This window comes from Algoriphagus sp. (assembly GCF_030694375.1).
GTDB lineage: Bacteria > Bacteroidota > Bacteroidia > Cytophagales > Cyclobacteriaceae > Algoriphagus.
The window spans coordinates 313,835-337,202 of the sequence record NZ_JAUXYL010000038.1 but is presented as its reverse complement, the minus strand read 5'-3'; the positions used below and the strand labels follow the sequence as shown (position 1 = coordinate 337,202).

Here is a 23,368-nt window from a genome sequence, read left to right as displayed (position 1 = left end):
TGGAAATCGTACGATTCGCACACCTCGTACCCCTCGTACAGTTCGATTTTTACGATTGAGCTTACTCGTCTAACTCAAGTTGCTTGAGCCATTTCCTCACAGCTCCTTCTGACACTCCGAGTTCCTGAGCTATCTTCACATTGGTATGGCCCTCATTTTTGAGATCCAAGGCCTTGGTCTTCATTTGAGATTTATCGACTGGATTCAACTGCTTTAAATGATCGGACTCTTTTCCAAACTGGATAAACCTAAACGAACTGAAATTTGAGTCTTTGCCGATTTTACAGACTAGGACATTTTCGGAGGGATATTTAAAAGCACCATACCTGACTTTTATTTGTTTCAAGTATTTAATGGAAGGGTCTTTTTGACTTTCTCCTACAGCGAAACAAGAATCAATCAGATTAATAAAGCTCTTGCTGCCTTGGATATCGTTTCTATTGATCGGTGCAAACAGGTTCCTCTTTGGAGTATGGGCAATGAGCAAAATCGACCACCCATGAATCTTTTTCAGATTGTTGAGCCTTATTAAAAATGGAGTGGTATTCCTTGCCTTCTCATTATCTGAAATCACACAAGACAGATTATCTATTACGAGGATTTTAGCGCCGGACTTGGAGGCTTGAACCTCTATCTCTTTAAAAAGAAAGCTTTCATACTCTTCAAAAGCCTCATCAAATCCATATGGATTGATTTCTGCTCTCAGGAAAAGGTCACTGAATTCGAAATGATCAAAAAGGATATCTCTTTCCTTATCGTATTGAGCATATCTCATTTCAAATTGCTTGGCTGTCAATTCCAGGTCAAAGTAGATGACTTTAGATGCTTTCAGTTCCATCTCCAATCCCAGGGTTGGAACTCCTTTGGACACACTGTCGATAATTTGTACGGCAAGCAACGACTTACCTTGATTGGTATCAGCGAAGAGAATGCATAGCTCTTCCTCATACCAAAACGGGCCAAAGATCTTTTTGGGAATAGGCTTGGACTTGGCTTCATCCATCCATTCATTGGCGGATTTGATGATTAGGAATTCACCGGAACGGGAATCGTTCGATTTTGTATAATGATTTATTGAAGTCATATTTTTTAGGCAATAAGGTTTCGATTAGCATTTTGGGGTAAATACTACTTTGAATGATTTGTAAACTTTTGGAAATGATCCGGATGGTTATCAGGATCTAACTGGGAGGAGAGTCAGAGTGGTAAAAGTTCAATAAACCGCCTTACCTAGGTTGATTTTGATCAAAAGAATGTTCAACTTGGAATCATGTTTTTAATTGTGAAGAGGTTAAAAGCAAACCAAGGAACTGCTATTGCGCATTTTCAACAAAAGGAAAGGATGGTCATCCTTTCCTTTTTTAGTTCTCAAACTCCCCCTGAAAAAACCTATCCACCTCTCTCTGGTGAATAAATCGCCTTTTACCTCGGTACATGGAGCGAAACTCCTGCCCTTTGGACTCGGAAACGGATTCCATTTTTGAAATCGAGTAATGAGATTTAACGCCAGTTGCCTCCATGAATTCCTGAAGCGACAACCATTCATCTTTTACGGATTTACTAGCCGGATTAATGCTTGAGATTTTCTCTTCCAGATTCTTGAATTTCTCTTCCAGCCATTTTTGGCTAACAGCCGCAAACGAAATAAAAGTGTCTTGATTCATATTGATTTGAGTTTGATTTACTCAAATATAGAGAAAAAATATAATTTCGGTCACTGGTGTCCGTTTTTTTTCAATGATTCAAATCCATTGGATTGAGTCGATAATAATGAAGCATTTCGGAATCAAAGCGATCATCCATCCATTTTTTTAAACCTGCAATATTCTGATTATCATCAATTACCGCCATCCTAAATTGAAGCCTATTTACCTCCGGCCAATTAAATGATTTATAAATCCTGAAAAAATCGAATACCCGTCTGACTTCTTCAATTTCCATGAATCGCTGAAAAAGTGCTAGATCAAGATGCTTTAAACCTGACAAAAACCGGGTAGGACCGGCAGCATTTAACAAATCAATCAAGTCTTGATCAATTTCTGCAAGAATCTCTATCAATTCCTTTTCCTCAAAAACTTGATCAAAATAATCAATGACTTTCTCTAAGGCAGTATTCTCGAAGACCTCATTTACCACCATAGAAGGTGTAAACTCAACCGCCAAGACATCCTCAAAATAGTCTCTAAGCAGTTCAATGTGCTTTACTTCGTCTTCAATTAGACTGATCACATCTCTATTGAAATTGCTAAGGATAGAGGACTCACCACCATTTTCATTCACAAATCGTATTCCCAACCTTGATGCAAATTTGGTTTTCGCATTCTTGTACCTTACCATGACATATAAAGGAAAGCTAGCAGATGATTTTCCAATCTTCTCAAGTTCCTTCCCGTGGTAATGTTTGATTGCCAGTTTAGTTTTCTTTTGCATACTTATCGCTGAATGAAGGAAAGGATTCTCTTATAGGTTTCCAGGGTTCTTCTTTCGGTATAATATTTCTTAAGAACCGAGCCGGGCGAATGCCCAAATATCATTCTAATATCGTTATCATCCATCCCCAGTCGGTCAGTCCAGGTTCCGAAGGTCTTTCTTCCTACCTTATTGGAAAGCACATCCGAGAATTTAATTTTCTCTGCAAGGACTTTCAGGTTTTGGTTAAACTTCTGCTCTGAAATAGCCACGCCTGCAGGAAACAGATAATCTCCACCTTCTTGAAAGTACTTATTTACTATCCGTTTTGCGGTTTCATTGAGAGGGATCCAAAATTCCTCCCCGTTCTTTTTTCTCTCCCCTTGAAGCACCAAGTGTTCTGGATTTTCTTTCAACAAGTTCCAATCAAATCCACTTTCAGAACGAATTGCAATCAAATCATTATAGTATAGTGCTGTATTGCACAACAAAAGAAAAAGATCCCTGGTGATTTCAAGTCTTCTCTCTTCAGGAGAAAATTTCATTTCAGACAGCAGTTCATACTGTTTATCATTAACATAGATGATTTTATCAGGCCTTTTGGTTGACTCGACATCCAGTCTTTCAAATATTCGCTTCTTAAAAAGAATCCCATACTGGTCACAATACTCTCGATAGATCACCTTCAGACGATCCACATATTTGGCAACCGTGGTGTCGGAATTAATATCCGTTGATTCGCTCCGCAAGAAATCAATAAACCCCAAGACAAAAGCCTCATCCAAATCAGCCATCACAGCCTGGCTTTTATAGCTATCAACCAAATTCTTTAAGGTCACATATACCTTTCTCGTTCCTTCAGCTTTCTTTTTGGTTGCTCCAAATTTGAGAGAGTAATCGATATAGGATGAAATTTTATCACTAGCCCCAGGAGCAATTGTTCCATTAACACCTTTAATTCTTTTGCCTTGGTGTTTTACCAGATATATGTTCTTCAGTTTATCAGCGGTCAGAACCTCACTCCGCTTATAAAAATCCTGGATGATTTCTTTGAGATGATGAATTTCCCTTGCAATTACCCGATTGTGAAAATCAGCATACAGATATTGACTATTGACCCATTTTAATGGTTTGCCCGACCAAGCATTTTTTGGAATCTTTTCAAGGTTGAGATTAATGTAGTGTCTCCCTTTACGATTAATGCACAAATAGATCGCTTCACCGTCGGGCGACTTTTTACTTTTCGGATTTAAAACCGCGGAAATTTTGAAATCTATCATGGTTCAAAATATCGAAAAAATTCAAGGCGGACAAGAAGGGGGACAAATTGGGGGACAAAAAGGGGGACAAAATCATTTGAATTTATCAGAATCAAATAGATTCGAAATAGTTCTAATTGCCTGAAAAACAAAAAACTCCGAACAATTTTTACATTGTTCGGAGTCTAAAAGTAGCGGGAACAGGACTCGAACCTGTGACCTTCGGGTTATGAGCCCGACGAGCTACCAACTGCTCCATCCCGCGATATTGTGATGCAAAGGTAAGGACAAACTCTCCAAAATCAAGTACCTTTGCAAAAAAAATTATAAAAATGCTCTCCCCTACTCATAAAGCCGGATTCGTAAATATTGTCGGCAAACCCAATGTAGGCAAGTCCACACTCATGAATATCCTTGTGGGTGAGCGACTTTCGATTATTTCATCCAAAGCTCAAACGACTAGACATCGAATTTTAGGATTGATAAATACCGACGAATATCAGATTGTTTTTTCCGATACACCAGGTATGCTCAAACCAAAATACGAGCTGCATAAAAATATGATGAGCTTTGTCAACCTATCATTAGAAGATGCAGATGTGATTGTTTTTGTGACTGATCTCTACGAAACAGAGGAAGAAATCGAAGATATAATTACCAAAATCAACGCTTCAGGGGTTCCAGTTCTTTTGGTCATCAACAAAATCGACCTCGCAAAAGAAGGCCAACTGGACGAAGTTACCGCTTATTGGACATCTAGAATCAAATCTGAAACGGTGATCCCGATTTCGGCATTAGAAAAATTTAATACAGAACGTATTCTACAGGAAATCCTGGACAGACTGCCAATACATCCACCATTTTATGACAAAGAGGAACTAACTGACCGGCCGGAGCGGTTCTTTGCCTCCGAGATCATTCGGGAAAAGATTTTCACCAACTACAAAAAAGAAATCCCCTACAGTACTGAAGTCGCAATTGAAGACTTCTACGAAGAGGAGACAATCATCAAAATACGCGCTACCATTTTCTGTGAGCGGGATAGTCAAAAAGGCATTCTTATCGGTGACAAGGGTAAAATGTTGAAAAAAGTAGGAATAGAGTCCAGACTGGAATTGGAGAAATTTTTTGGTAAAAAGGTCTTCCTAGAAACATTTGTGAAGGTGGAGCAGGACTGGAGAAAAAACAAATTGAAACTTAAAAAATTCGGGTACGACCCATCATAATTATGGCAAATATTGTAGCAATAGTAGGACGGCCCAATGTTGGTAAATCCACACTTTTTAACCGCTTGGTAGAAGAGCGAAAGGCAATCGAAGACAATATGAGTGGTGTCACTCGTGACCGTCACTATGGACATGCCCAGTGGTCAGGGAAGTTTTTCTCAGTAATTGATACCGGCGGATACGTGACCGGATCTGAGGATGTATTTGAAGCTGAAATCCGTAAACAGGTCAAACTAGCAATCGAGGAAGCAGACGTAATCCTATTTGTGGTGGACTGTATTGATGGGCTAACTGATCTTGATACTGCTTTTGCGAATGAGCTTAGAGGCACTAAAAAGCCTCTTTTCATTGTGGCAAACAAGGCTGACAACCGCGAAAAAGCGATGACTGTGCATGAATTTTATTCGCTGGGAATCAGTGATTTTGAAATTTTCCCCATTGCTTCAGCAAGCGGAAGTGGCACTGGTGAACTTCTGGATGAAGTCGTCAAGCAGTTCGTAGATGAAGGAATTGAAGATCCTGATGCTGGAATTCCTAAAATTTCCATTTTGGGCAGGCCAAATGTGGGTAAATCTTCTTTCCTGAATGCCTTACTGGGACATGAGCGCTCTATTGTGACTGATGAAGCCGGAACGACTCGCGATGCCATTCACACACGATACAAGCTTTTCGGACAAGATTTTATTATCACTGACACTGCAGGGATCCGGAAAAAAGCCAAAGTAAAAGAGGATGTTGAGTTTTACTCGGTGATGCGGTCCTTGCGAACATTGGAAGAGTCTGATGTAGTCATTGTCATGATAGATGCCACAAGAGGACTTGAGGCCCAAGACATCAATTTGATCAGCCTTGCGATCAAAAACAATAAAGGAGTAATGATCATGGTGAATAAATGGGATTTGATTGAAAAAGATCATAAAACCATGGGAAAAATCAAGGATGACATGGTGGATCGCCTCGGTGAAAACAAATGGATTCCGATTATATTCACTTCCGTGGTTGAAAAACAACGGATTTTTCAAGCAATTGAATTGGCTACCAAAGTGTATGAAAATAAAACCCGAAGAATTGCCACTTCTAAATTGAACGACATTTTACTTCAGGAAATTGAGAAATATCCACCCCCTGCATGGAAAGGAAAATACATTAAGATCAAATATGTAACTCAATTACCCACCAAAAACCCAGTGTTTGCCTTCTTCTGTAACCTCCCGCAATACATCAAAGAACCCTATACACGGTATTTGGAAAATCGATTAAGAGAAAACTTTAATTTCGAGGGAGTTCCTGTAAAAATTGTTTACAAAAACAAATAAAAAATATTTGAATGGCACTTGCACAATTGTAAATAATACTAGTACCTTTGCTCCGTAATTAAGAAAACTACAAAAAATGAAAAAGGTATTTGCAATTTTCGCAATCGCTGGTTTGATCGCTACTGCTTCTTGCGGTAACAAGACAACTGAAGAAGTTACAGTTGAAGAGACTGTAGTTGTTGAAGAAACTCCAGTAATCGAAGAGGCTCCAGCTGATTCTTCTGCTGTTGCTTCTGATTCTACTGCTGCTACTCCAGCTCTGTAATCATTCCCGAAAAAGGAAAAAAATTAAGAGTCCCGATATCGGGACTCTTTTTTATTTTTAGGGCAGATGGAATCTATAGATCAGCTTAGGAAAATTTTTGAAAGTCATCTCCCCAATCCAGCAATTACTTATTGTCTGGATCTTTGGCATACGATCCCTTTTTCTTTTAAAGTACAGAAGCCCAGAGCTTCAAAACTTGGGGATTTCCGATACCTAAAAGACCGTAAAGTCCAAACGATCACAATCAATTCAGATCTAAATCCTTACCAATTTCTTTTAACATACATCCATGAGGTTGCACACCTTCATACTTTTTTAAAACATGGATCAGCTCATTCACCACATGGAGTCGAGTGGAAAAAAACATTCCAAAACTTAATGGCTCCTATTCTAAATGATTCTGTTTTCCCAAAAGATATTTTGATTCCGCTCAGGCATCACATGCAAAATCCCGCCGCAAGCTCTTCTCGTGATCTATTTTTGATGAAAGAAATGAGCAAATATGACCTCCCAAACGAGTTCAAATCCGAACAGATTTTCCTGTCAGATCTTTTACCGGGAAAAGAATTTTTGCTTTCGGGAAGAAAATTCAAAAAAGGGGTGACGCGAAGAACCCGGGTTTTGTGTGAGGAAGTGGGCTCCGGGAAAAAATACCTTGTTTCGAGGCTAGCAAAGGTAAAACCAATTTAAGGTACTAGTCCCGCTCTTCCCCAATCTGATTGTCAGACTGGGAAAAATCTTTAGGCAGAGGTAATTCCTGAATAGAATTGATCCCAAAATACTCCATGAATTTATCAGAAGTACCATAAATCAATGGTCTACCTACACCTTCGGATTTTCCTTTGATTTCAACGAGCTCTTTTTCTAGAAGCTTCTGAACGGAATAATCACTATTTACTCCCCTGATTTGTTCAATCTCCCCTTTTGTTACCGGTTGCTTGTAAGCAATGATGGACAAAGTTTCTAATTGAGCAGTCGACAATCTTTTTTGCGATTGCTGACGCAAAAGAATACTTATACTTGGCTGGTAAGCTGGTTTTGTCAAAAATTGATATCCTCCTCCCAAATGCTCCAAAGCAAAGGAAAATTCTTCTTGATTATACTTATTTCCAAGCTCAATAAGTGCCGATTCGATATGGTCTAATGGGATCTCGCTAGCAAACATTTCAGAGAGGCATTTTGAAATCTCTGAAGCCGCAATTGGCTCAGGTGCACAGAAGATCAAGGCCTCAATATGGCGATTGAGAAAATCCACCTTTACTTTTTTGCAAGTTTCGCTTCAATTGAATGCATAGTATGCGGCACAGCTTTCAGCCTTTCTTTAGAAATCAACTTTCCAGTATCCACACACACCCCGTAAGTCCCGTTTTTGATTCGGATAAGTGCATTTTCAAGATTTATGACAAATTTCTGCTGCCTCGCGGCAAGCTGGCTCAAATTTTCTCTTTCCAGCGTGTCTGCACCGTCTTCCAAAAGTTTAGATGTCGAAGCTGTATAATCTGTCCCAGTGTCATTCTTTTTACTCAAACTCTCTTTTAACGAAGTGAGTTCTTCTTTTGCACTGGCGAGTTTCTGATGGATAATAACTTCGAATTCTTTAAGTTCTTCCTGAGAATATGCGGTTTTTTCTTCCTTGCTCATAATTAATCATGCTTAAAATGACAGTACTGGGACGGATTTGCGAACGAATGGTTCCCTAAAGTACGTTGGACTTTGATAATTGCAAAACTTAAAAAATCCCAGAATTTGAAAAGACAAAACACAAAAATCACAATCTCAAATATAAAACACGCTACTATTTCATTATCAGCCGATTAGATCCAATCGGATTTGGTTTCATCCAAATCAATAAAAAAAATGGGAGACATCAGGTAGGAGATATTCTAAATAAAAAAAGCTGTCATGCGACAGCTTTCTCGGTTTGGAGCATTTTTTCCAATCTTCTCTTCAGAACTTCATGTTCTACGTCAATTCGATATTTCATTCTCAAGTACTGTTGTGCCTCTTGAAGGTCTTTCCCATCACGAAGAACTATTTCTTGTAGGGCAATTGTAATTAGGCCGCGATCCATGGGTTATAGTTAAGGTTACTTGAAAATAGTAAAAATTGTATTTCAAACCGAAAAAAATCAAATTAAAGTCGTGTAGCAACAACAATTGTCTTTTTAAAGACTTTAGTCTTACCACCGAGTTCATAAAGTTCAGCGACCAAAACATAATATCCTGCTCTGACCAACTTTCCTGTTGAATCTGTACCTGTCCAAGTGAACATCCCATTTGTGCCTAAAATTTGGTTTTGGGCTAAGGTCTGAATTAGCTGCCCCGCAGCGGAATAAATTTTAAAAGTTCCTACCCATCCGGTCATGTCCAATTGATAGCGAATACTTGTGAAAGCCGGTCCGCTACTTCCCTCCGGATCAAAAACCTCAGGATCAATCTGGATTATTTCAGCCTCAAATTCAATATCCAGTGCTTGAGAATTTTTCCTCCCAGGAGTGGCGTAATCCTCATTTCCGGAAGCTGACTGCCAGTTTGACGAAAGAGTTGTGGGAGATTGATCTGAAATTCGCTCTAACGAAACTCCTTTTGGGTTTCTCAACAGCGGATGATGAAGATTTTTATCATATTTAAATGTTTCGGCAATTTCTCCACTCGAAAAAAGTAAAACAACGGTACCGCCGGCTATCGGATAACTTGGAAGAGTAGGGATTTGGAGAAAATTGCCTTGGATGGATTTGGGATAGGCTAATTTTAAGGCTTGAGTAGCTGTAGTAATCGCCAAATACCCTTTCGGCTCCAAAACCATTCCCTGTTTACCAAATGCTCTTAGTTGGTCGGGGAGGCCGGCTGAATTTATATTGGCCAAAGCCAAATTTTCAAGATTAAGGTATTTTTCAGTGGTGTTTTTCACTTCCACAAACTTCGGGTCCCCCGTCCGCGGATCAAAAAGAACTTCATTGATGATCAATTCTCCCTTTTCGGGGATTTCAGGCAAAACAAGATTGATGGACAGATCGCCTATTTCATTTCCGAAGCAGTCCTTAAAACCATCCAAAACTAGTCTGTATACGCTATTTGCTTCAGCAGGCGTTTCAAGAATTAACCTGATTTCAGTTGTAGAGACAAAAATCAACGTGTCAGCCTTTAAAACAGGCGTAAATGAAATGTTTACTTTATCAAACTTTGGTAGGATTGGGCTTGAAAATGCCACCAAAATCTCTTTCGAATCCACGAAAAAGGCAGATTCTATTTTCAGGTTAACCAACTCAGTTTTAGGATCAAAAATTGAGTTTTGAATTCCCGGTGTTCCCCTAAACTTATCGATCGAAGGATTTAGAAAAGCAGAATTGTCACAAAGGAAAAAAGGATTGGGTACTTCCAAACTGTACCCTCCATTCGCAAAAACGTTCCCTCCCCAGGTGGATGTGGAATAAGAAATTCGATCAATGAACATCCCGCTAGCACTACTTAAAAACACCTGATCCCCGGAATTAAGAAGAGTAGGCCAACTTTTTATTGGTAAAACCTTCCCGAAAGCTGCTAATTGTGCTGCCTGATTTTCTGGAGCCAAAATCAAATACTCTCCTGGGTTTAGCCAAAATTCACTTAAGATGGCAGTTGATCTGGAATTGGAAAGTTTAAGCCCTCCAAGCCGGAACTCGTGATCACCTGCATGAAATAGTTCGATGTATTCAACATTTGGCAAATCCTGATCTGCCCGCGGGGCAGGCATCAGTTCATTAATCACTAAGCTTTTTTCGGGAATGTCTGTCGGATCAAAAAATGTAAAGGTGACCGTGGTGTCTTGCAGAAAATTACCTTCTAAATCCGGGATCTGACGAATTGACAATCCATAGGATTTAGCTGATTCTAGCTTCCTTTCAAATGCCGCAATCACAAGGGAATCACTTTTCAACTGAACAGAAATCGGGTTTTCATTCTCAAGTTCATACGCTATCGAAAAAATAGAGAAAACAGGATCGACCCGCTCAGAGAACTGAATAAACACAGAATTTGAATCATAGCCTTTTGCTGAAATGACTCTGGGGGGAGATTCATCTCTCACGATATCGCCAAATTCAAAATCATCCATAATCCATCGGGCAGCACTTCCTGACCCAGGCCCATATCGGATATCCAAACTCATAAAGACCTCTTCCTCACTTTTGAAATGGGAAGGAAGGGTAATATTATATCTTCTGAATTCTTGATTTGAATTTGGAAACTCGGTGTTATTTCCAATTTGTATCGGTTCAGAAAACTCTCCATCCAATTTTCTACCCCAGGAATAAAAAACCAAAGCAGGACGATTTCCACTTCCATTTTGAATGGTTTTTGCGAAAAATAAAAGTTCAGGATTTTCAAACTGTGCAGGTGTCAGCTTTATCCAAATCTTCCCATCAAAAGTGCTGATGGGCTGAACGGCTAGGCCTTTACTCCCATTTCTCCCTTGGTTTGAAACTTGGAAAATTCTGGCAGGAGTGGCTCTGACCTCATTCCCATACCAATTTGGCAGGAATTCCTCAGGATAACTTGAGGGTTGAAAGCTGCTTTCAAAATCTTGATTTTGGGCAAATAGAATGGGGTTCCCCAGTTCAAAAAAAATGGGAATGATGATTAGTAGCTTTTCTAAAAAGTATCTGCTCATAAAAAATGGAGGAACAGCTTTACCTAAATATATAAAATCAAATGATTTTTTCTAATAGAATTAAACAAAAACAGTCGAAAATATTTGCTCACAATCCTGAAAATGAACGTGTAGTCCTTACTTTTGCAATCCAAAATCAATTATAAACCTATGAAACTGGCTGTAGTAGGTGCAACCGGACTGGTTGGCACCGAAATCCTCGAAGTGCTCGCTGAGCACAACTTCCCTTATGACGAACTGCTATTAGTCGCCTCTGAGCGCTCAGTAGGAAAACAGATCGAGTATAAAGGTAAAAAACACACGGTGATCGGTCTGGCCGAGGCAGTGGCAGCCAAACCTGAAATAGCCATCTTCTCTGCCGGCGGAAGTACTTCCCTAGAGTGGGCTCCAAAATTTGCAGAAGTGGGCACTTTCGTTATCGACAACTCTTCGGCATGGAGGATGGACCCAAGTAAGAAACTGGTTGTTCCCGAAATCAACGCCAAGGAAATTACAGCAACTGATAAAATCATCGCCAATCCAAATTGCTCAACCATTCAGATGGTACTGGCATTGGAGCCATTGCGTCAGCGTTACGGCATCAAGCGAATAGTGGTCTCCACCTATCAGTCGGTGACAGGTACCGGAAAAGCTGCTGTGGATCAGATGATGGCTGAGCGTGAAGGAAGAACCCCTGAAATGGTTTATCCACATAAAATTGATATGAACGTCCTTCCTCACATCGATGTGTTTCAGCCCAACGGCTACACCAAGGAAGAGATGAAAATGATCAATGAAACCAAGAAAATTTTCAGTGACGACACAATTCAGGTTACTTCCACTACGGTTCGTATTCCTACAATGGGAGGTCACTCCGAAGCTGTCAACGTGGAATTCAAAGAAGATTTTGATCTGGCTGAAGTAAGAAGTCTTTTGGAATCTGCTCCGGGTGTGATCGTTCAGGATGACCCTGCCAACTTCATTTACCCAATGCCAATTACAGCTCATAAGAAAGATGAAGTATTTGTAGGACGTCTGAGAAGAGACGAATCACAAGCCAACACATTGAACATGTGGATAGTGGCAGATAACCTTCGGAAAGGCGCGGCCACCAATGCCGTTCAGATTGCTGAATACCTATTGGAAAACAAATTGGTTTAATGGATTTCAGCGGGTTCAATAGCGCTGAATTCAGACAATTTGTGCAGGATCATCTCAGTGAAGATCCTGCACTTTTGCTTTTAAAATATCATGGTAAGGTCAATTTTGACTTAAAAGAAGCTGTTCAACAAATTTCTGCACGTCAAAAAGCTGCCAAAAAACTTCCGGAGTGGGTCGCTGACTCCCGTATTATTTTTCCGGCTTCCATTTCTTTGGAGCAAAGTTCATCCGAAGAGACGGCCAAATTCAAAGCCGATTCCCTCTTCGGCAAGTTGATGATCGATCTGACGGGAGGCTTCGGAGTAGATAGTTATTATTTGAGTCAAAACTTTGAAAAAGCGATTTATTGCGAGCAGAATGAGCAATTGGCAAGCATCGCAAATCACAACCTGAAGCTGCTTTCCCCGGAAAAATTTGAGATTGTAGCAGGCGATGGCTTGGACTTTTTGAAAAATTCAGACCTACATTTTGACCTGATTTTTGCAGACCCTGCGCGGAGAGGAATAGGGAATCAGAAACTCTACAAACTTCAGGATTGTCATCCGGATGTGGTCAAGGGATGGGATTTGATGAAAAGTAAAGCAAAGCAAATTTTACTGAAACTATCTCCGATGCTAGACATATCTCAAGCGCTATCAGCGCTGCCGGATATCCAAAAGATCACGGTGATTTCAGTGAAAAATGAAGTGAAAGAGGTTTTACTTTTTTGGGAAAGCCAGAATTCAACCAGTCGAAAGAAAATTGAAGTAAAAGATTTGGGAAGTGAGTATCCCACTTTTGAATTTGGAATTGAAGAGGAAAGTATCGCTGATTCCAAGTTTGGCGAAGTGGAAAAATACTTGGTGGAACCCTTGAGTGGTATATTAAAAGCAGGAGCGTTTCGGCTTTTTGGAGTCCGACATGGCCTGAAAAAACTGGATCCAAACAGTCATCTCTACACCGGCGACACCATTCCGGAAGAAATTCCAGCACGTATCTTTGAAGTCATCAGAGAAATATCTCCTAAAAAGCAGGAAATCAAAACCCTTTTCCCATCAGGTAAGGTCAATGTGCTCTGCCGGAATTATGTCACAGGAGCAGAAGAATTGAAGAAGAAACTAGGCTTAAAAGACGGTGGAGAGGACTTTTTAATAGGAACTAAAACCGGAAGTGGTTTCAAGGTTTTTTGGTGTAGGAGGGTGAAATAAAAAAAGTGAAAGATTACTCCTTCACTTCTTCATAATCGACGTATTCTCCGCCTTCGATGTCTTTTTTTCGTTTTTCGATTTCCTCACGAGGAATGAAATCCACATTCACCGAATTCTTGGATCTTGAAGCTTGCTGCTGAGCGCGTCTTTCTTCCATTGCGGCTTCATTGACTTGCCTCGCAAATTTTGCAAGCTTGGTGCGAAGGAAATAGCGGATGAGTTGGCCCAAAAGCCAACCCACGCCAAGAAGAATAATTACAAATTTTAATAGTCCACCCATTAATTTTTTCCGATTTTATCTGCTTAAGTAGAGGTTTCGCTCTGCATAGATTTTCAAGAAATAATCATCCATCAAGTCATCAATAAAATAAATCGCCTCTCCGGTTGATTTCATTTCAGGCCCCAACTCCTTATTTACATTCGGGAATTTATGAAAAGAGAACACAGGTTCTTTGATAGCATAACCTTTTTTCAGTGGTTTGAATTCAAAGTCGGTCACCTTTTTCTCCCCTAGCATCACCTTTACGGCATAATTAACATAAGGTTCCTGATAGGCTTTGCAGATAAATGGTACGGTACGGGAAGCTCTTGGATTGGCCTCAATGATGTACACCTTGTCATTTTTAATCGCAAATTGGATATTGATCAAACCGACCGTTTTCAGTGCCAAAGCGATTTTTTCGGTATACATCTGAATCTGACGCATCACGTAATCCCCCAAATTGTACGGAGGTAATACTGCATAGGAATCTCCGGAGTGAATCCCGGCCGGCTCAATGTGTTGCATGATTCCGATGATGTAGACATTTTCTCCGTCGCAAATCGCATCAGCTTCAGCTTCTATCGCGCCTTCCAAGAAGTGATCAAGCAGGATCTCATTGTTTGGAATATCTCGTAGGACATTGACTACATGCTGCTCGAGCTCTTTCTCGTTGATCACAATCTTCATCCCCTGTCCTCCCAATACATAGCTTGGACGAACCAAAAGCGGGAATCCGATCGTCTTGCAAAGCTCCAATGCCTCGTCGGTATTGTGAATCGTGCCAAACTCCGGATAAGGGACATTCAGATCTTTCAAGAGCGTGGAGAATCGACCTCTGTCTTCAGCCAGATCCAATGCTTCGAAGCTGGTTCCTATGATCTTGATTCCGTACTTATCCAGCTTTTCCGCCAGTTTCAAGGCAGTCTGACCTCCAAGCTGAACGATGACGCCTACCGGGTTTTCATGTAGGATTATCTCGTAAATGTGCTCCCAGAATACCGGCTCAAAGTAAAGTTTATCTGCGATATCAAAGTCCGTGGAAACAGTCTCCGGGTTGCAGTTGATCATGATGGTCTCATAGCCGCATTCTTTGGCTGCCAATACTCCATGCACGCAAGAGTAGTCAAACTCGATGCCTTGACCGACACGATTTGGACCGGAGCCCAAAACCACCACTTTTTTCTTATCCGATCTTACTGATTCATTTTCCTCGCCAAATGTCGAGTAATAATAGGGTGTCTTGGCTTCAAATTCAGCCGCGCAGGTATCTACAAGTTTGTACACGCGCTTGATTCCCATTTCATCATATCGCTTGTTGAAAACCTCGCTTTCAAGGCAATCCAACAAATGTGCAATCTGACGATCTGCATAGCCTTTCTTTTTGGCCTGATCCATTACCTCAAATGGAATGGTATCAATTTTATATTTTGAAACCTCATTCTCAAAATGAATCAACTCCTCAATCTGTCGAAGGAACCACTTATCTATTTTCGTAAGATCATGGATCGTTCGGAATGAAATTCCAAGCTTAAAGGCATCATAAACATGAAATAGTCTGTCCCAACTTGGATTGGCCAATGAGTAGAGGATTTTATCCTGATCTTTCAGTTCTTTGCCATCTGCACCCAGTCCGTTTCGCTTGATCTCAAGTGACTGACAGGCTTTTTGTAAGGCTTCTTGGAAGTTTCTCCCGATACCCATCACTTCGCCGACAGACTTCATGGATAATCCAAGCTTTCTGTCAGAACCTTTGAACTTGTCAAAGTTCCAGCGCGGAATCTTCACAATCACATAATCGATCGTGGGTTCAAAAAAGGCAGAAGTAGTCTTGGTAATTGAGTTGCTCAATTCGTCCAGATTGTATCCGATGGCGAGTTTTGCGGCGACTTTGGCTATGGGGTATCCGGTAGCTTTGGAAGCCAGAGCAGAAGATCTCGATACGCGTGGGTTGATCTCGATACCGATGATGGTCTGATTATCGGGACTCACGGCAAACTGCACGTTACAGCCACCGGCAAAATTCCCGATACTGTTCATCATGGTGATCGCATAATTTCTCATGCGTTGATAAACCGTATCCGGTAAAGTCAATGCCGGAGCGACAGTGATCGAATCCCCTGTATGCACGCCACAAGGGTCAAAATTTTCGATAGAACAGATCACGATCATGTTCCCGATATTGTCCCGCATCACTTCGAGCTCGTACTCTTTCCAACCCATGATGCTTTGCTCGATCAGCACCTCATGAACCGGAGAAGCCTGAAGGCCGGCAACCAAGTATTTTTCGAAGTCCTCTTCTTTTTCAACAAATGCACCTCCTGCCCCTCCAAGGGTATAAGAGGCACGGATGATTAATGGAAAACCAATCTCCTGCGCGATTTCTTTGCCTTGAAGAAAAGAGGTGGCAGTGTCTCCCAGGCAAACTCCAACGCCAATTTCTTCCATCAGCGCTTTGAATTTTTCACGGTTTTCGGCGGTATCAATCGCAGCGATATCCACACCGATCATCTTGACTCCAAATTTGTCCCAAATACCTGCTTTATCGCAGTCAATGGCAAGATTCAGTGCCGTCTGTCCACCCATTGTTGGCAACACAGCATCGATATCAGGATGATCCGTCAGGATTTTTTTTATGGAACTCTTTTCCAATGGGAGCAGATACACATTGTCAGCGGTGACTGGGTCGGTCATGATCGTGGCCGGATTGGAATTGATCAGCGTGACGATGATGCCTTCTTCGCGAAGAGAACGTGCCGCCTGAGAGCCTGCATAGTCGAATTCGCAAGCTTGACCGATGACGATGGGACCTGAACCGATGATGAGAACGTGCTTGATGCTACTGTCTTTTGGCATTACGAGGTGGGATAGGGGGAGAGAATACTTACGTCCAAATTGGCGCAAAATTAGAAAAATTATCCGAAGGCGGAAGGATAAACTCGGATAAATGGCACAGAAGATTCGAGTATTTCAAAAATACAGCGATTGGGGCCAATAGGCGTTAGTTCTGATTTTTGATTCCTATTTTTGGCCTTATGAACTTGAATAAATTCGATTTCTACCCGATAATGGGAGAACGCCTTTCTTTTGAAAACACCCTAAAACTTGATTTTACAGAGGGGAATCATGAATTGAAACCAGTCGATCTTTCAAAAACTGAAGTTTTTAATCAGTACGTATTCAATCAGCTGAGGCAGAAAAATAAAAAATACGGAATCGGAGGCTACCTTGAAAAACGGGCAATCTACCGGAGAAGTGAAGTCTTTGCGACAGCAGCAGCGTTTAGAAACATTCATCTGGGTGTTGACATTTGGACCGAAGCAGGCGCTCCCGTATTCGCTCCGATAGACGGAATGATTCACAGTTTTCAGGACAATGCCGGATTTGGAAATTATGGACCAACGATCATTTTGGAGCATGAGCTTGATGGGAAAAAGCTCTTTTCACTCTATGGACATCTTTTTCAAAAAGACTTAGAAAAGCTGGAAGTGGGTAGAAAAATTAAGGCAGGAGAAAAGCTTTGTCACGTCGGCCCTTTTCCAGAGAACGGGGATTGGCCGCCTCACTTGCACTTTCAACTGATGTGGGATTTGGGCGGTAACTGCGGCGACTATCCCGGCGTGGCTGCAGAAAAAGACTTGGGGTTTTATCAAGCAAATTGCCCAGACCCGAATTTGATCCTCCGGTTTTCGGAGAAATAACAAATCAACAGCTACAGCTTTTGACCAAGTTTTTGGTTCCTTTGGTGATTCCGTGGCGGATCACTCCAGCAAGTTTGGTGTAGTTTTGATAATCCAATCCATCGTCTTTATCACTCGTACTAAATCCCGAATTGGTAGATGTAATGGTGAAATCTGAATCGATTTGACCTGTTTCCGTTGAAATCAAAGCCATACGCAGGATCGAACTGACCTCCATATCCGGGACAGGAGCCATGTCATATACTTCCTGAGCTGTCTGATAGCCCCAAGTTTCTCCCACTCGGGTAGGGCCAAGAGTCAAACCGAGCAGATAGCTGTACCCTAACTTTGAAGAAAGTTTTTCGCGTTGCACGGGATCATTCAAGTCTTTGATCCCTTCCCGCAGCAGCTTGTAATCCAAATTGTCTAAGATTTCGACTTTTTGGAAGCCTTCCTTGTTCAGCAATGAAATGATTTGCCGTTCGATTTGATTTTTCTCCGCTACACTGAGCACTCGAAAAGTAGGTTCCCATATCAATGGTAATACTAAAATTCCATCAGTTGGATTCAAGCAGACCATACAGGTGCGGGCCGTGTAAAATTTGGAATTGGTGCAAGAGGCAAAAAAAATTACGGAAAGAAAAATTGGAATAAGCTTTTTCATCAATTGGATTTGAATTACTCTAAGACGTTTATAGGTAATTTTGGTTTTCAAAAAATCCGCAATTCGAAATCCGAAATCTCCTATTTTCTCGGGTGAAAATCTGTTAGCACCTGCCTCAGGTAATCCCGATCTAGGTGCGTGTAAATCTCCGTCGTGGTGATGCTTTCATGACCGAGCATTTCCTGTACGGCTCTCAAATCAGCTCCTCCTTCAATCAAATGCGTGGCAAAGGAGTGCCGGAACGTATGCGGGCTGATGTTTTTCTTAATTCCTGCTTGAATCGCCGTCTTTTTAATAATCAGAAAAACCATCACACGAGTGAGTTTTTGGCCGCGGCGATTTAGGAAAACAAACTCCTCATGACCCTTGGTCGGAGTCTGATGCACGCGAACTTCCTCCTGATAGATCCTGAGGTACTTTAAGGCATCTTTCCCAACAGGGACCAAGCGTTCCTTATTTCCTTTTCCCACCACTTTCAAGAAACCTATTTCGGTAAATACCTGGCTCTTTTTCAGTTCTACCAACTCACTGACCCGCAAGCCGGAACTGTAGAGCATCTCCAGCATGGCCCGGTTGCGATGGCCTTCGGATTCTCCAAGTGGAATGGCTTCAAGCAAAAGTTCGATCTCCTGAAAACTTAGGGTATCGGGAAGTTTCCGCCCAAGCTTTGGCGCTTCAAGAAGCTGCGCAGGATCTTCCTTGATTTTATCCTCATACATCAGGAAGCGGTAGAATGCTTTGATGCCGGAGATAATCCGGGCTTGGGAAAAAGCCGAAATCTCCAAAGCCGCCAAGGCATTGACAAATCTGCGAAGATGCTCCAACTCCATTTCCAAAGGACTTTTTCCCACAAATTCTTTTTCTGCAAAAGCTGCCAACTTCTCTACATCCCGGGTGTATGCCTCGATGGAATTTTCGCTGAGCGATCGCTCAAGCTTGAGGTAATGTCGGAATTGGCGGATAAGTTGAGGCCACATAGTTTTAGAAATCAGCCCTCCAAGGGTTTCGAAACCCTTGGAGGGCTCTGTATTTTGGTTGCAAAGTGGTAAAGTTGCAAAGTTGCCACAACCTTACAACCTTTCAACTTTACAACCTTCCAACTTTTTTTTCGAACCCTTGTCATATAAATCCCTCACTTCTTCGATTAAGTAGTGTAAATGAACCGAAACCAACTCGAAACTTTACTCCGACAGCACCATCGAGAAGTCTACCTATGGGCAAGACAATGCTGTGGGTTTGATGGAGAAATGGCCAAGGACGTGGTTCAAGTGGTTTATCTCAAAATTCTGGAAGGCCAAGCAAAGCTGAACGATGATCGAAATGCAAAAACCTGGTTGTTTTCCATTATCCGATTCACTGCAATAGATGAGTTGCGGAAGGCGGGGAAATGGGAAATCCTGGAAAATGAGGTTGAGGTAGCTTGGGAAGAAGCTGAATCGGATGAGGTCAATTACGAAGCTCTGGTCCGCCGATTACCGAAAATGCAGCAGGAAGTGATGCTGATGGTTTTCTACCACGATATGACTTTGGAGCAAACGGCCGAGGTGCTACAGCTACACATTGGCACCGTGCGTACGCATTACGAGCGTGGAAAAAAGAGATTGAAAGAGTGGATTGAAAAAGCAAGGATCGAGAAATGATACAAGACGAATCAGAAAAAGAATTACATATTTTCTTTCAGGCAATGAAAGAAAAAGATGGTGAAATCCCAACTCCGGCCTTTCCGGAAGTTGCAAAGGCAAGGACTATTAATTGGTGGATACCCTTGGGAATTGCTGCTTCACTGCTGCTTGGATTTATTCTCTTAGAAGAAAAAGATTCTTCATCGCCACCAATTGGAGATGTTGTGATCATTACTTTGGAAAAGGGCTCAGATCAAAAAATGCATTTTAACATCGATCATACAAATGAAATGGACATTTGGGAATCTCCAACCGCTTCTCTTCTAACTGAATATTAACTAAACCAACTATTTCAACATAAATCCTAAATATTATGAAAAAGATAATTCTCCTCTTGTTTTTACTTACATCTGGACTTGCCCAAGCTCAAGACCTATTCAAAGGAAAAATTTATACAACTACTCACTTGATGGAAGTAAAGGATGATATAGCACTTACCGAATCTCAAGTAAGCAAAATCAAAAAAATCCATTCTGAAAATACTGGTTCATTTTCTACCATAAAATGGGACTTGGATGATGCTACGGCTAAACTCAAAAAAATGCTTGATCAACCGAAAATCGACCAAAATTCTGTCTCAAGGCAAATGGATGAAGTACTTCGCCTAGAAAACCAGCTTAAGAAAATGCAACTCAGCACGCTAGTATCAATCAAAAATGAATTGACTTCAGAACAGATTACAAAGCTGGAAGCACGGAAAGTGTTAGGTGTTGGGAAAACATCTTCAATCTCAGGGAATGGAATATCTGCTACTGGTACAGCAAGTTCCGTGTATGGAACTGCAGAAGTCACAGCCTCTTCTCCTAAAGTTGCAGTAACGGTAAACGGAAAGGGAGAGCAGCCGCTATATTACATTGATTCCAAATCAGGGATGATCAGAGTTGGTTCTTTTGAAAATATTGACCCTAAAGTCATCGAAAGTGTGACAGTCCTAAAAGGTGAGCAAGCCTTAGAAAAATTTGGAACAAAAGGAATTAATGGTGTGGTAGTCATTAAACTGATAAATGGTAAAGACGAATCCCCTACAGAATTCTAAATCTTCATATTGGTTAAGTTTAAACAGAAAAGGAGGCTGATTTTCGGCCTCCTTTTTTTATCCCCAACCCTCCAAGGGTTTCGAACCCTTGGAGGGTTATCCGGAAAAATCAATCCAAAAACCTCCAACTTGCCATATGGTTCTCATCCAAAGCTTTGCCGGTGACTTTTGCTCTTAAAATCTCAATCGGCATCGCATTTTGGGACATGATCAGGTCGTGAAATTCCTTTTCGCCCATCTTGCCGGAATCCACCATTTCGGCGCGCATCGAATAGATCTCTAATGCTCCGATCATGTAGGCGATCTGGTAAAGTGGCCCATAGCTCCCTTCAAATGAACGTCTGACTTCCGCTTCCGCATTGGCCACTTCGTGTCCCACTTTATCCACCAACAAATCGATGCACTGCTGCGGAGTCATTTTGCCCAGGTGATAATTCAGGGAGAAAATAATCCGTGCGCAGCGGTGCATTCTCCAGAACAGCATTCCGACTTTGTCCTTTGCATCCCGCGGAAAATTACGATCCCACAGCACAAATTCCCAGTACAATGCCCAGCCTTCTGTCCAAAACGGCGTCCCGAACATGCGGCGGTGCGTCATCACCCGCTGATTCATAAACTGCTGCAAGTGGTGCCCCGGAATCAGTTCGTGTTGAACCGTAGCTCGGGAAAAATGAGGGTTATTTCCTCTCATAGACATCATTTTTTCCTCATGGCTCATTTCGGAAGTCGGGTAAGAAATCTGAATTACCTCACCCCCCAAAAAGAACGGACTTACCCGCTGCCGTTCGGCAGAAATCATGGTCGTCCTCCATGTTTCTTTAGCCAATTCAGGTATGGTTAGCCAGTCATTTTTTTCCATGATCTCGATCGCTTCTTCACCTAATCTGGCAACTTCCTCCGGCCAAGCACCTGCAGGTAAATAGGTGTTTTTCACCATTTCCAAAGCCGCTTTCCAATCGTTACCAAAACCCAATTCATTGGAGGCTTTGAGCATCTCCTTTTCGCACCAGGCAAACTGCTTTTCCGCTTCTTTGATCAGTTCTTCAGGAGAATAAGCGATCATTTCAAAAGCCAATTGTTTTTCCAAGGCCTCTCTGCCAATCGGTTTTCCGATGATTCCGCTTCCATCTTCTTTGATTGAATTGGTATAGTGTTCACGCAGACCTTTGGCATACGCTTTCATGCTGGCATCTAACTTTTTCCAGGGTTCAGCCATCCACCAAGTGAATTCAGGATCATAGTCGAAGTAAAAATCGTAGGCTTCTTTGGTCACCCGATTTAGACTTTCAACTGCTTGGGCAGCCAGATCTGCCTTTTGCCAGGAATCATATTTTGCTGAATTGGATAAAGCTTTCAATTGAGTATCAACTGATTTGGAAACCTGATTCAATACGGCCGCCAATTCCTGGGAGTTTGGTTGTTTAGCTCTTCGGCGAGCAGTGACAAAATCCTCCAGAGGCTTGCCGAAAGCAATTACGGCCTGAACTTCTGTAAATGCCCGCTTTTCCAAATCCAAGGTTGCCAATTCCTTTTCCAAGTAATTGCGAAAAAGCACGTAATCGATCTTGCCGTCTTCGGAAAGCGCATCATAGTTGTGAGCTTGAAGGCTTTTCAAATAATCCTGATTAAAAGATCCCATTCGGGTGAAATACTCTGTGGAAAGCCGATTGGTGTACAATCTGCCTAGTGCTCCCCGATCCGCCTGATAAGTGGTGATGAGATTGACTAGCTCTGTGGCATTTACTAAAATCGAACAGAAAACTAATAAAAGGGAGAGCGCTATTTTTTTCATGAGATGGATTCTTCAACAAATCAATGGAAGGGACATAAACATAGAATATTCTGATGCTTAAAAAAACTGCAAAATTCCAAATGGCGGAAAAGGGGTTTCAAAGAGTTTAATTTGACCACATAGTCACATAGAGACACATAGTTTTTAAGAAGATGATTTTTTTTTCCTATGTTTTCTATGTGGCTATGTGGTTTTAAAAAAGTCCAATTCTCACCAAAGTGAGTTGAAATACTTGCTCACAAAAGTTTTTTGTCCGTTATGGAATAAATTGGTCACGTTGAAATTCAGTAAGATGCCTTTGGGTATTTTTAGCAAATTCATGTAGTTAATCACCTGAGCTTGGTGAATGGGTAAAAGCTCGGACACTGCCTTGATCTCTACAACAATCAGATTTTCAACAAAAAAGTCACACCTAAACTGACCTACTATTGTGTGATTTTTATATGTAAATGGCAATTCTAATTCTTGCTGGAAAGAAAGTTCACGCTCGGCCAATTCTATCGCTAGGCACTTTTGATACACACTTTCCAAAAATCCAGGCCCTAAATGCCTGTGAACCTCAATCGCTGCTCCAATGATTTGATAGGATAAATCATCAACTTCTTTTTTGGACGTTCTCATACTTTTCACTTTAAAAAGACTTAATAAAGCATCAAAAACTATGTTTCCTATGTGACTATGTGGTTAAAATAAGAAATTCGAATTTATTCTTAGTTAATAATATTTTTTAAATAATCGTGACCATTAGCCAAAGTTCTGCATCTAAAGCTAGTAGACTGCAATTATCCTTTTTTATGAAATGTCTT

24 protein-coding genes, 1 tRNA gene and 1 pseudogene are annotated in these 23,368 nt (G+C 41.3%); 11 read left to right on the top strand and 15 right to left on the bottom strand.

What is annotated here, in order from left to right:
- Positions 1-61: 61 nt before the first annotated feature.
- The 5 genes from Q8M62_RS13240 to Q8M62_RS13220 all read right to left on the bottom strand — a co-directional run bounded on the left by Q8M62_RS13240 (position 62) and on the right by Q8M62_RS13220 (position 3,933).
- Positions 62-1,084, bottom strand: coding sequence for an AAA family ATPase (locus Q8M62_RS13240; RefSeq protein ID WP_103923792.1), 1,023 nt, complete (start codon positions 1,082-1,084; stop codon positions 62-64).
- 277 nt (positions 1,085-1,361) lie between these two features.
- Positions 1,362-1,664 (bottom strand): hypothetical protein, encoded by a 303-nt coding sequence (locus Q8M62_RS13235; protein ID WP_305668166.1) that lies wholly within the window; start codon positions 1,662-1,664, stop codon positions 1,362-1,364.
- Between the two features lie 70 nt (positions 1,665-1,734).
- Positions 1,735-2,430: a hypothetical protein gene (locus Q8M62_RS13230; protein WP_304902142.1), complete on the bottom strand. Its 696-nt coding sequence runs from the start codon at positions 2,428-2,430 to the stop codon at positions 1,735-1,737.
- 2 nt (positions 2,431-2,432) lie between these two features.
- Positions 2,433-3,689, bottom strand: coding sequence for a tyrosine-type recombinase/integrase (locus Q8M62_RS13225; RefSeq protein WP_077353325.1), 1,257 nt, complete (start codon positions 3,687-3,689; stop codon positions 2,433-2,435).
- Positions 3,690-3,860: 171 nt separating this feature from the next.
- Positions 3,861-3,933: transfer RNA gene (locus Q8M62_RS13220), tRNA-Met, on the bottom strand.
- Here Q8M62_RS13220 and era point away from each other — a divergent pair.
- From era to Q8M62_RS21570, 5 genes and pseudogenes are all read left to right on the top strand, one after another.
- Positions 3,926-4,894 carry a GTPase Era gene (era, locus tag Q8M62_RS13215; protein WP_304902236.1) on the top strand — a complete coding sequence of 323 codons (969 nt, stop codon included), beginning with the start codon at positions 3,926-3,928 and terminating at the stop codon, positions 4,892-4,894. The genes Q8M62_RS13220 and era overlap by 8 nt on opposite strands.
- A 2-nt stretch (positions 4,895-4,896) precedes the next feature.
- Positions 4,897-6,210: a ribosome biogenesis GTPase Der gene (gene der / locus Q8M62_RS13210; protein ID WP_092730218.1), complete on the top strand. Its 1,314-nt coding sequence runs from the start codon at positions 4,897-4,899 to the stop codon at positions 6,208-6,210.
- A gap of 76 nt (positions 6,211-6,286) precedes the next feature.
- Positions 6,287-6,475, top strand: a complete 189-nt coding sequence (locus Q8M62_RS13205; protein ID WP_304902143.1) for a hypothetical protein — start codon at positions 6,287-6,289, stop codon at positions 6,473-6,475.
- Between the two features lie 66 nt (positions 6,476-6,541).
- Positions 6,542-6,844: pseudogene (locus tag Q8M62_RS21575) on the top strand (SprT-like domain-containing protein); the annotation flags it as partial.
- Positions 6,845-6,853: 9 nt separating this feature from the next.
- The gene (locus Q8M62_RS21570) at positions 6,854-7,165 is read left to right on the top strand and encodes a hypothetical protein (RefSeq protein ID WP_370690580.1); all 312 of its coding nucleotides are present in this window, start codon (positions 6,854-6,856) and stop codon (positions 7,163-7,165) included.
- Between the two features lie 4 nt (positions 7,166-7,169).
- On the opposite strand, the gene scpB is transcribed toward Q8M62_RS21570, so the two are convergent.
- The 4 genes from scpB to Q8M62_RS13180 all read right to left on the bottom strand — a co-directional run bounded on the left by scpB (position 7,170) and on the right by Q8M62_RS13180 (position 11,122).
- Positions 7,170-7,730: an SMC-Scp complex subunit ScpB gene (gene scpB / locus Q8M62_RS13195; protein WP_304902145.1), complete on the bottom strand. Its 561-nt coding sequence runs from the start codon at positions 7,728-7,730 to the stop codon at positions 7,170-7,172.
- A 2-nt stretch (positions 7,731-7,732) separates the two neighbouring features.
- Positions 7,733-8,116: a TraR/DksA C4-type zinc finger protein gene (locus tag Q8M62_RS13190; protein ID WP_092730226.1), complete on the bottom strand. Its 384-nt coding sequence runs from the start codon at positions 8,114-8,116 to the stop codon at positions 7,733-7,735.
- A 259-nt stretch (positions 8,117-8,375) separates the two neighbouring features.
- Complete coding sequence (locus Q8M62_RS13185) at positions 8,376-8,546, bottom strand: hypothetical protein (RefSeq protein ID WP_175454221.1); 171 nt, start codon at positions 8,544-8,546, stop codon at positions 8,376-8,378.
- 62 nt (positions 8,547-8,608) lie between these two features.
- The gene (locus tag Q8M62_RS13180; protein WP_304902146.1) at positions 8,609-11,122 is read right to left on the bottom strand and encodes a lamin tail domain-containing protein; all 2,514 of its coding nucleotides are present in this window, start codon (positions 11,120-11,122) and stop codon (positions 8,609-8,611) included.
- A gap of 150 nt (positions 11,123-11,272) precedes the next feature.
- Between Q8M62_RS13180 and Q8M62_RS13175 the strand changes: the two genes are divergently transcribed.
- Both Q8M62_RS13175 and Q8M62_RS13170 read left to right on the top strand, forming a co-directional pair.
- Entirely contained in the window at positions 11,273-12,262 is a 990-nt protein-coding gene (locus Q8M62_RS13175; protein ID WP_304902147.1) for an aspartate-semialdehyde dehydrogenase, read from the top strand.
- Complete coding sequence (locus tag Q8M62_RS13170; RefSeq protein ID WP_304902148.1) at positions 12,262-13,449, top strand: class I SAM-dependent methyltransferase; 1,188 nt, start codon at positions 12,262-12,264, stop codon at positions 13,447-13,449. Before Q8M62_RS13175 ends, Q8M62_RS13170 begins: the two co-directional genes overlap by 1 nt.
- 13 nt (positions 13,450-13,462) lie before the next feature.
- On the opposite strand, the gene Q8M62_RS13165 is transcribed toward Q8M62_RS13170, so the two are convergent.
- Entirely contained in the window at positions 13,463-13,729 is a 267-nt protein-coding gene (locus Q8M62_RS13165) for a DUF4834 family protein (protein WP_304902149.1), read from the bottom strand.
- Between the two features lie 15 nt (positions 13,730-13,744).
- Positions 13,745-16,564 carry a carbamoyl-phosphate synthase large subunit gene (gene carB, locus Q8M62_RS13160; protein WP_304902150.1) on the bottom strand — a complete coding sequence of 940 codons (2,820 nt, stop codon included), beginning with the start codon at positions 16,562-16,564 and terminating at the stop codon, positions 13,745-13,747.
- A gap of 179 nt (positions 16,565-16,743) precedes the next feature.
- Between carB and Q8M62_RS13155 the strand changes: the two genes are divergently transcribed.
- Positions 16,744-17,409, top strand: a complete 666-nt coding sequence (locus Q8M62_RS13155; RefSeq protein WP_304902151.1) for a peptidoglycan DD-metalloendopeptidase family protein — start codon at positions 16,744-16,746, stop codon at positions 17,407-17,409.
- Positions 17,410-17,413: 4 nt separating this feature from the next.
- Here Q8M62_RS13155 and Q8M62_RS13150 read toward each other — a convergent pair whose 3' ends face one another.
- A complete protein-coding gene (locus Q8M62_RS13150; protein ID WP_304902152.1) occupies positions 17,414-18,052 on the bottom strand; it encodes a hypothetical protein in 639 nt (212 codons plus the stop codon).
- Between the two features lie 80 nt (positions 18,053-18,132).
- Positions 18,133-19,029, bottom strand: a complete 897-nt coding sequence (gene xerD, locus Q8M62_RS13145; RefSeq protein WP_304902153.1) for a site-specific tyrosine recombinase XerD — start codon at positions 19,027-19,029, stop codon at positions 18,133-18,135.
- A 180-nt stretch (positions 19,030-19,209) separates the two neighbouring features.
- Here xerD and Q8M62_RS13140 point away from each other — a divergent pair, with 180 nt between their 5' ends.
- From Q8M62_RS13140 to Q8M62_RS13130, 3 genes are read left to right on the top strand one after another with little or no spacing between them, the layout of a single operon-like run.
- Positions 19,210-19,692 carry an RNA polymerase sigma factor gene (locus Q8M62_RS13140; RefSeq protein WP_304902154.1) on the top strand — a complete coding sequence of 161 codons (483 nt, stop codon included), beginning with the start codon at positions 19,210-19,212 and terminating at the stop codon, positions 19,690-19,692.
- Positions 19,693-19,736: 44 nt separating this feature from the next.
- Positions 19,737-20,012, top strand: coding sequence for a hypothetical protein (locus Q8M62_RS13135; RefSeq protein WP_304902155.1), 276 nt, complete (start codon positions 19,737-19,739; stop codon positions 20,010-20,012).
- Between the two features lie 35 nt (positions 20,013-20,047).
- Positions 20,048-20,770, top strand: a complete 723-nt coding sequence (locus Q8M62_RS13130) for a Spy/CpxP family protein refolding chaperone (RefSeq protein WP_304902156.1) — start codon at positions 20,048-20,050, stop codon at positions 20,768-20,770.
- A 109-nt stretch (positions 20,771-20,879) separates the two neighbouring features.
- On the opposite strand, the gene Q8M62_RS13125 is transcribed toward Q8M62_RS13130, so the two are convergent.
- Both Q8M62_RS13125 and Q8M62_RS13120 read right to left on the bottom strand, forming a co-directional pair.
- Positions 20,880-22,562: a DUF885 family protein gene (locus Q8M62_RS13125; RefSeq protein WP_304902157.1), complete on the bottom strand. Its 1,683-nt coding sequence runs from the start codon at positions 22,560-22,562 to the stop codon at positions 20,880-20,882.
- A gap of 210 nt (positions 22,563-22,772) precedes the next feature.
- Positions 22,773-23,183 carry a GxxExxY protein gene (locus Q8M62_RS13120; protein WP_304902158.1) on the bottom strand — a complete coding sequence of 137 codons (411 nt, stop codon included), beginning with the start codon at positions 23,181-23,183 and terminating at the stop codon, positions 22,773-22,775.
- Positions 23,184-23,368 lie beyond the last annotated feature (185 nt).